An 8,727-nucleotide genomic window follows, 5' to 3' on the forward strand; every position below is an offset into this window, starting at 1 on the left:
CGCGCACGGGGCAGAGCATTGGTGGCATTTTCGTCGGCGTCGACACGGGCGCCGGTGCAGGCGTTACGATCGGCGCGGGCGGCACAACCGGCGCTGGCGCGGCGGCTGGTGCTGCTGCTGGTACCGGTGCCGGGGCTGGTGCTGGTGCTGGTGCGGCGGCTGGCACCGTTGCGGGCGCAGGCGCGAATGCCGAAGGGGTCTGAGGCGCGGCAGCCGGTGCAGGCGCGGACGATACCGTCGGCGCCGACATCGGCAACGGTGCACGCACGGATTCGGCGGCGGGCGCGGGCGGTGTAGCCGGTGTAGACGAGACAACCGGCGCGCTCGGGACGGCCGGCGTTGCCACCGTAGGCGCTGCGGGCGATACCGGGGGCGTAATCTGCGGCGACGGCGCGGCAGGCGCAGGCGCGGCAGGTGCAGGCGCGGCAGGCGCAGGCGCGGTACCCGGAGCGGGAATCGGCGCGGGCGCCGGGCTGACGGGCGCCGGGCTCACGGGCGCCGGGCTCACGGGCGCCGGGCTGACGGGCGCGGCAACGGGTTCCGTGGGCGCAACCGGGGCGTCCACGACCTCAGGCGGCGGCGCGGGCTGGGCCGGCGCGGCGGGCGGAGGGGTTTTTTTCTTGAAGAAGCGGCTAAACATGGGTCACAAGTATATTCGTATCGTCGGGGGCCAATACAGGCGCACCCCCATCGCCGTTCCCGACGTGGAGACGCTGCGCCCCACGCCCGACCGGGTTCGCGAAACGCTGTTCAACTGGTTGAATCATCTTTGGGCCGGCGAGTTCGCCGACAAGCAGGTGTTGGACCTGTTCGCCGGCAGCGGCGCCCTGGGCTTCGAGGCGGCCTCTCGCGGCGTGGCGCATGTGCAGATGGTCGAGCGGGACAAGACCGCCGCGTCCGCGCTGCGGACACTGCGCGACAAGCTCAAAGCCGACATGATACGCATCCACGTGGGCGACGCCATGCAGGTAGCCGAACGGATGGATGCGTCCCGCTTTGACCTCATCCTATTGGATCCGCCCTTCGGACAGGGTTGGCTGCCGCGCCTTTGGCCGATTCTGCCCGGTATCCTGAGCCCGCACGGACTCGTCTACGTCGAGGCGGAAACGGCCATCGAAGCTCCCGAAGGTTTCCAGATCTTGCGGCAGGACAAGGCAGGCGCGGTCCACTACCATCTGCTGGAATTTGCTGCATTGCGGAAATAGATCAATAATCCGAGCTTCGGAGGATGGTGTACACCACTAATAACGGTACGGAGCTCGCATGATCATCGCTGTATATCCCGGCACTTTCGACCCGCTGACCCGGGGCCACGAAGACCTGGTCCGCCGTGCGGCCACGCTTTTCGACAAGGTCGTGGTGGGCATCGCCCACAGCCGCAACAAGAAGCCTTTCTTCAGCATCGACGAACGCGTTGAAATCGCGCGCGAAGTGCTGGGCCACTATCCCAACGTGGAAGTGCAAAGCTTTGGCGGCCTGCTGAAGGACTTTGTGCGCGACCAGAACGGGCGCGTCATCGTGCGCGGCCTGCGCGCCGTGTCCGACTTCGAATACGAATTCCAGATGGCCGGCATGAACCGCCACCTGCTGCCCGACGTCGAAACCCTGTTCATGACGCCGTCGGACCAATATCAATTCATCTCGGGCACCATCGTGCGCGAAATCGCCCAGCTGGGCGGCGACGTCAGCAAGTTTGTGTTCCCGTCCGTGGAACGCTGGTTGCAGGAAAAGGCCAAGGAACGCCGCGAGCAATCCTGGCCGGGCTGATCCACCGGCACGGCACCATCCCGAAGGGCGCGATTCGCGCCCTTCTTGCGCTGGGCGGGCCGGCAGTACAATGGCAGCCGCCCCCGGCTTTACACCGTTGCCCACCATGGCCTTGCTCATCACCGAAGAATGCATCAATTGCGACGTTTGCGAGCCCCAGTGCCCGAACGACGCGATCTCCATGGGTGATGACTATTACGTCATCGACCCCGACAAATGCACCGAGTGCGTCGGCCATCACGACGAACCGCAGTGCAAGGTGGTGTGCCCGGTAGAGTGCATTGAACTGCACCCTCAGTGGAACGAAGGCCAAGAGCAGCTCATGGCCAAGTACCGCCGCCTGACCGGTGCCGCATGAGCGACGCCACGCAACACGGCATTCCCCTTCCCCCTGGTTCCCACCAAGCCCGCCGCGATGTCTCGGCATCGGCGATTGCCGCCGGCGTGGTCGCGGTGCTGGTCAGCTTCGGCGGCACCGCCGTGCTGATGGTGCAAGCGGGCCACGCAGCCGGGCTGGACGCCGCGCGCATCGGGTCGTGGATCGGTTCACTAAGCCTGGCATTCGGATTTGGCGGCGCGTTCTACAGCCTGCGCACCGGCCTGCCCATCGTGATGGCGTGGTCCACGCCCGGCGCGGCGCTGCTGGTGACCGCGCTGGTGGGCGTGCCGTTCAATGAAGCCATCGGCGCCTACATCCTGGCGGCCGGCCTGACGCTGGCCTGTGGCCTGTTCGGCTGGATCGACCCCATCCTGCGCCGCATTCCCGGTGAAATCGCCGCCGCCATGCTGGCCGGCGTGCTGCTTAACTTCGGCATGGGCATCTTCAGCAACGTTGCCAACCAGCCCGGCCTGGTGCTGGCCATGTGCGCCACGTACCTGTTGTGCCGACGCTGGGCGCCGCGCTATGCGGTGCTGCTGGTGATGATCGTTGCCATTGCGCTGGCCTTCGCGCTGGACATGATTCGGCTGGACCTGCTGGACTGGAGCCTGACGCAGTTCGTCTGGACCACGCCGGAGTTCAGCGCCCAGGCCGCCGTCAGCCTGGGCATTCCGCTGTTCGTCGTGGCCATGGCATCGCAGAACCTGCCCGGCTTGGCGATTCTGCAAGCGGCGGGCTATCGGCCACCAGCCTCGCGCATCGTGGCCGCCACGGGCTTTCTGGGCCTGCTGGCCGCGCCGTTTGGCGCGCACAGCGTCACCATGGGCGCGATCAGCGCCGCCATCTGCACCGGCCCCGAAGCGCATCACGACCCTTCCAAGCGCTACATCGCCGCCGCCACCTACGGCTTGGGCTATGTGGGCCTGAGCGTCGTGGCGGGCGCGGTAGCCGTGTTCTTCCAGGCCCTGCCCGCCGCCCTGCTGGCCGCGTTGGCGGGCTTGGCGCTGTTGGGCACGATCATGGGCGGCATGTCGGCCGCCATGGTCAACCCGCAACGACGCGAAGCCGCGCTCATCACCTTGCTGGCAACGGCGTCGGGCTTCAGTTTCTGGGGTATTGGGTCGGCCTTCTGGGGCCTGGTGGCGGGCCTGCTGGCCCATGCCGCGTTCGAGTTCAAGCGGCGTCAGTAAGGGCACTGCCCTTCAGTCCGGCCAGGAGGCCACGGGCGTGTCGGGGTGCACCTTCATGATCCGGCAGGGCACCTGCACGAAGTTCGAGATCCAGGCCGCGGCCAGTTCCCCTTCGTCGATCACATCGATGGTCTGGTCGCCCACCTTCATGCTGTAGCGGACGCTGTCGTCGTCTTCGATAACGTCCAGCGGGATGTCCATGCGCAGCATGCCCGGCGCTTTCAACACCAGGTAGCCCAGGCGCAATTCCACCGCAACGTCGGCCAGCCGTGGGCACAGCTCACGATTCAGCCATTGGCCGGAATCGTTGGCGATCAGCCATTGGCGGTGATAGGCCGCGGCAGCCGGCTGGGCCGTGACGCCGCATTGCGCGATGGGTTGAAAGCTATCGGTGCTCATTTACCTAGCAGTCCTTTCAGGGCCTTGTCCACGGCCGCGCCATTGCCGTTCTTGCCCGTGACGGCGTCGCGCAGCTTGTTTTCCAGGCTGCGCTTCAGGATGGCGCCGATGGCGTCTTTCCACAGCAGCGTGTACGTGGGCTTGTCGAACGGGCCCTTTATATGCACGGGAATCGTCACGTCTTTCAGGTCGATCAGTTCCTGGCCTTCGGGGTTGGCCGCCGGGTTGACGACGCGCGCACGCGCCACCAGGTCCAGCTCGCTCTTGACGAAGTCGATGTTGGCCGGATCGCCCTGCGTCACGCGCAGCAGCGGCGACACGATGTTCAGGCGCTTGACGGCCGCCACGCCCTTGGTGAAGGCCAGGTCCGCGTCCATTTCCGAAAACTCGGTTTGCTTGCTGGTGTCGGCGGGCACGGTTTCGTCTTGCGATTCCGGCTTGAACGCCGCCTTCAGTTCGCGTAGCGTCTCGGTCAGGTTGATGCCCTTGACCGCGCCATCGCGCAGGCGCACCTGCATCGTGCCGCCCAGCGCACTCTTCATGGCGTAAGCATTGGCGCCGGCCGTCTTCAAGTCCAGCGCCAGGCTGCCCGTGCCGCTGAGCACGTTGCGGTTGGCCAGGTCCATCAACAACGGTTCGATGGCGATACCGGCCAGCGACATCTTGCTGGCCAGCTGGTTGCCTTGCGCCGCATCCACCGACAACGCGCCCGCCAGCTTGCCGCCGTACAGGCCGGCGGTCAGGCTGGAGATTTCCAGCTTGCCTTTGTCCAGCTTGACCACGGCGGCCACTTCATCCGCCTTCAGGCCACGCACCACCAGCTTGCCGACCTTCAAGGTGCCATTGACGCTGGGGCCGATCAGGCCGGACAGGTCGATGGTGTCGTCCACCGGCGCGGCAGGCGCGGGCGGCGCGGCGGGCTTGGAATCATCCTTCTTGCCATCGGCGGGGGGCTTGGGCGGCGCGGCCACCACGGGCGGCACCAGCTTGTCCAGGTCCAGCGTGTCCACCACCAGCGCGAACTTCACCGCAGGCGTTTGCGACAGCTTGGTGATGTCGGCGCTAAGGTCGAACTTGCCGCCTTCCAGCACGGCGTTGATCTTGCTGCTGGCCTGGTCTTTCAGCAGGTCGGCGTTCAGGCTGCCGATCACCGGAATCTGCAAGCTGCCCTTGGGCAAGCCGGGGTCGGTGATATTGACGTCGCCGCGCAGCGCCGACAAACCGCCGCTACGTTGCAACAGGTTCAAGGTCAGCGGCGATGCAAAATTCAGCTTCACGACGCGGTCGCCATTCTTGGACGTGCTGTCCAGCTTGGCTTCCTTGATGTCGAGTTCGGCGGCGTTGCCGCTGATGCCGTTCAGGCCAAAGCTGGCATCCAGGCCGCTGATGCGCACGCGGCCGGTCAGCGCTTCACCGGTGGCCGACGTGGGCGAAATGTTCAGCGCGGGCGCGTCCACGGCGAATTCAAACGGGCCGTCGGCCGAGCCGCCCTTGGCACGCACGGCGAGTTTTTCGATTTGCAGCTGGCTCTTGTGCGGGTCGATCGCCAGCTTGGGCATGGCCACGCTGGCTTCCACATTGGTGGCGCGCGCGGCCGGGTCGGTGATGTCGCCCTGGAAAACCACTTCCAGGCCCGCCACGTCCAGCGCGGATTTCTGGCCGTTGAAGGCCAGGTTGCCACGCACGGCCAGGCTCTTGGCCTCGGCGCCGGGCAACTTGCCGTCCATGCGCAGGTCCAGCTTTTGTGCCGCGTAGCGCTTGGCGGACGGGTCCAGCGTCAACAGGGCCTGCCCCGTCAGGTTGGCGTCCACGCGCGGGTTGCCGCCTTCCACGCGCGCCGTCAGGCGTACATCAAAGGGTTGGTTGAACGTGACGCGGCCGGTATTGGCGTTGATCTTCGTGACCGCCACCGCCATGCCGGAAATCTCGTCCTGCAACTGCACTTCGCCGTCCTTCAAGTCCAGGCCGGCGATATCGATCTGCATGTTGTTGCGGTTGGCAGGCAAGGTGCCGCTGGTGATGGCCTGGGCCGCCGTCTGCGCCGCGCCCACCAGGGCTTCTGCCGGATTGGATGGCGCGGTGGTGACGGTGGACGCGCCGCCGACCAGATTGCTGAAGTTGAACTGGCCGTCCTTGCCGCGCACCACCCGGGCCTTCAGGCCGCTGATGGCCACGTGGTCGACCACGAAGCTATTGGACAGCAACGGCCAGACGGCAACCGCCAGGCGCGTGCTTTCAATGGAAGCGAAGGTGTCCGTGCTGTTCGGCTCGGACAGCGACACGCCCTGCACCGACAAGCCGATGCGCGGAAAGAGCGATAGCTCGATCTCGCCGTCGATCGTCAATGTGCGGTGATAGCGTTCCTGCACAAGCTCTTCCAGCTTGTACTTGTACGCGTTGGGGTCGAATGTCAGCAAGAAGATGGCCAGGCCAACGACGGCCACGACAACCAACACAACCAGGCCTATCAAAATGCGCTTGAACCACGTTTTCATTGCTGCCCCGTCGGTACCTCGACTGGAAATTCTTGGATGCCGCCCACCGCGCAACGCGCGGGGATGGTGCTGTAGCGGCGGAAAACCCACGCGCCAGTTGGAGCTGTCTGCCTTTCAGGGCGAGCCCTCGCTCCTGCCGGAAGCTTGTGGCCGCGGCGTTTGGAAAGAGGATCTACCAAGGAAGGCGTGCTGAAGACGTTGGAATCACCAACGTGCAGATTTCGCTATCGTAACAAATCGGGCCGCCTTAAAGCGGCCTTGTCAGACCATGACACCAAAAACGCGATAAGTCATGGATGGAATTAATAACGGAGTGGGGTCACGAGACCCGTCCGCCCCGCCTTGAAGCTGACAATTTTCTGTCCGGCGGATTGTAGGACTAGAATGATTGATCCATCAATCATTGATACATCCAACAATGCCCGCCCCCACTCCCAGCACCCCGCATTCGCCCGGCCAGGTGCTTCCCTTCCGGCAGACGCTGCTGGCCATGCTGGGCATGTGCTTCGTCATGATGATGGTCGCTATCGACCAGACCGTGGTGGGCACCGCGCTGCCCACCATCGTGGCCGAGCTCAAGGGCTTTGAACTGTATGCGTGGGTTGCCACGTCGTACCTGCTGACCTCGGTGATCACCGTGCCGATCTTCGGCCGCCTGGGCGATTACTACGGCCGCAAGCCGTTCGTGGTGGCGGCCATCATTCTGTTCACGCTGGCATCAGCGCTATGCGGCGCGGCCGACAGCATGCTGACGCTGGTGCTGGCGCGCGCCTTGCAGGGCATCGGCGGCGGCATGCTGGTGGGCACCGCGTTCGCCTCGATCCCCGACCTGTTCCCCGACCCGCACGTGCGCCTGCGCTGGCAGGTCATGCTCAGTTCCGCTTTCGGCATCGCCAACGCGGTCGGCCCCACGCTGGGCGGCGCGCTGACCGAGCACTATGGCTGGCGATCGGTGTTCTACGTGAACCTGCCTATCGGCATCCTGGGCCTGTGGTTCGTATCGCGCTACCTGCCGCACCTGCGCAATCACACGTCCGGCAAAGTGCGGCTGGACTGGCAAGGCGCGCTGCTGATCGCGCTGGCGCTGGGCAGTCTGCAACTGCTGGTCGAGCTGCTGCCCAAGGAAGGGTTCAGCGGGCCCATCGTGCTGCTGGGCGCGGGCAGCATTGCCGCGTTCGGCCTGCTGATCTGGTGGGAAAAGCGTTGCCCGCATCCGCTCTTGCCGCTGGACATGTTCCGCAATCGCGGCCTGGCCACGCTGTTCACGCTGGCACTGCTGGTGGGCGTGACGATGTATTCGCTGCTGTTCTACGCGCCCTTGCTGCTGCAAGGCGGCTTTGGCCTGTCGCCGCAGGACGCGGGGCTGTTGATTACGCCGATGGTCGTTTTCATCACGGTAGGCAGCATCATCAACGGCCGCATCATCACGCGTATCCGCAACCCCAACCGCATGCTGTATGCGGGCTTTTTGCTGATGGCGCTGTCCTGTATGGGCATCGTCACCACGCACAACTACACGTCGCATGTGCTGATTGGCGCGTACATGCTGATGGCCGGCCTGGGCATGGGGTTCATCATGCCCAACCTGACCGTGTTCGCGCAGCAGACGGCGGGCCGCACGCACCTGGGCATCGCCACGGCGCTGTTGCAGTCGCTGCGCATGATCGGCGGCATGCTGGGCACGGCGGTCGTGGGCACCATGGTCAGCCACAGCTATTTCAGCGGCGTCGAGTCCACGCTGCGCGGCGCATCAGCGCAATGGCTGCCTGAATTGAACGACCCGCAGATGCTGGTGAACCCCGCAGCGCAGACACAGTTCCTGGCACAATTGGCGCATCAAGGCCAGGACGGCACGTCGCTGATCGAGATCGCGCGAGTCGCGCTGGTGGGCGCCATCCATGAAGGCCAGCTCATCGCGCTGGCCGTCGCCATCTTCGCGCTCTGGTGCGTGCGACGCGTGCCGCTGGTGCAACTGGCCCGCCCCACCAAGGCGGAGCCCGCTGGCGTCGGAGAATAGCTTTTGCCCAGACAACAACAAGGCCTGCAAGTCATCCAGCACATGGGGCAGACGTACCGCGTCATGCAAAGCGCATTCAGCAGCAAGGTAGGCCACGCCCTGCCCCGCTGGCGCATCCTGTTGGCGTTGCATGAGAACGGACAGTGTTCGCAGAAGCACCTGGCCGAACGCTGCCGGCTGGACCCGGCATCACTGACCCGGCAATTGCAGGCGATGCAGAAGCTGGGCTGGATTTCGCGCGCCGTGGATGCCCAGGACAACCGGCTGACCAATGCCACGCTGACCGTCACAGGGCAGGCGGTGGTGAACGAAGCGCTGCCTAAACGGGCAGCGTTTTTCGAAGAGGCGTTGAAGGGGTTGTCAGCGGCGGATGTGGACACGCTGAACCGGGTGCTGAGCGTGCTGGAGGCGAATTTCTTGAGGGCGGCGGGGGGTAGGGGCGTCTCTTATAACCATCTGACGCTGCCGGCGAGCGGACTA

At 65.2% G+C, this 8,727-nt stretch carries 9 protein-coding genes; 7 read left to right on the forward strand and 2 right to left on the reverse strand.

Features of this window, described 5'->3' with window-relative positions; translation table 11 throughout:
- The 5 genes from YH64_RS30425 to YH64_RS29825 all read left to right on the forward strand — a co-directional run.
- Nucleotides 1–297, forward strand: a 297-nt coding sequence (locus tag YH64_RS30425) for a hypothetical protein (RefSeq protein WP_221935937.1), incomplete at its 5' end; no start/stop codon positions are given.
- A 341-nt stretch (nucleotides 298–638) separates the two neighbouring features.
- Entirely contained in the window at nucleotides 639–1,205 is a 567-nt protein-coding gene (gene rsmD / locus YH64_RS29810) for a 16S rRNA (guanine(966)-N(2))-methyltransferase RsmD (RefSeq protein WP_046807919.1), read from the forward strand.
- Nucleotides 1,206–1,263: 58 nt separating this feature from the next.
- Complete coding sequence (gene coaD, locus YH64_RS29815) at nucleotides 1,264–1,767, forward strand: pantetheine-phosphate adenylyltransferase (RefSeq protein WP_046807920.1); 504 nt, start codon at nucleotides 1,264–1,266, stop codon at nucleotides 1,765–1,767.
- A 106-nt stretch (nucleotides 1,768–1,873) separates the two neighbouring features.
- The gene (locus tag YH64_RS29820; protein ID WP_006221659.1) at nucleotides 1,874–2,125 is read left to right on the forward strand and encodes a YfhL family 4Fe-4S dicluster ferredoxin; all 252 of its coding nucleotides are present in this window, start codon (nucleotides 1,874–1,876) and stop codon (nucleotides 2,123–2,125) included.
- The gene (locus YH64_RS29825; protein ID WP_046807921.1) at nucleotides 2,122–3,336 is read left to right on the forward strand and encodes a benzoate/H(+) symporter BenE family transporter; all 1,215 of its coding nucleotides are present in this window, start codon (nucleotides 2,122–2,124) and stop codon (nucleotides 3,334–3,336) included. The genes YH64_RS29820 and YH64_RS29825 overlap by 4 nt, the downstream gene beginning before the upstream one ends.
- Before the next feature lie 12 nt (nucleotides 3,337–3,348).
- Here YH64_RS29825 and YH64_RS29830 read toward each other — a convergent pair whose 3' ends face one another.
- The gene (locus YH64_RS29830; protein ID WP_046807922.1) at nucleotides 3,349–3,735 is read right to left on the reverse strand and encodes an MOSC N-terminal beta barrel domain-containing protein; all 387 of its coding nucleotides are present in this window, start codon (nucleotides 3,733–3,735) and stop codon (nucleotides 3,349–3,351) included.
- Complete coding sequence (locus YH64_RS29835) at nucleotides 3,732–6,230, reverse strand: AsmA family protein (protein WP_104141979.1); 2,499 nt, start codon at nucleotides 6,228–6,230, stop codon at nucleotides 3,732–3,734. The genes YH64_RS29830 and YH64_RS29835 overlap by 4 nt, the downstream gene beginning before the upstream one ends.
- Nucleotides 6,231–6,648: 418 nt before the next feature.
- Between YH64_RS29835 and YH64_RS29840 the strand changes: the two genes are divergently transcribed.
- Nucleotides 6,649–8,247: an MDR family MFS transporter gene (locus YH64_RS29840; RefSeq protein WP_046807924.1), complete on the forward strand. Its 1,599-nt coding sequence runs from the start codon at nucleotides 6,649–6,651 to the stop codon at nucleotides 8,245–8,247.
- Between the two features lie 3 nt (nucleotides 8,248–8,250).
- Nucleotides 8,251–8,727, forward strand: a 477-nt coding sequence (locus YH64_RS29845; RefSeq protein ID WP_143215622.1) for a MarR family winged helix-turn-helix transcriptional regulator, incomplete at its 3' end; no start/stop codon positions are given.

Source organism: Achromobacter sp. LC458, assembly GCF_001005835.2.
Lineage (GTDB): Bacteria > Pseudomonadota > Gammaproteobacteria > Burkholderiales > Burkholderiaceae_B > Achromobacter > Achromobacter spanius_B.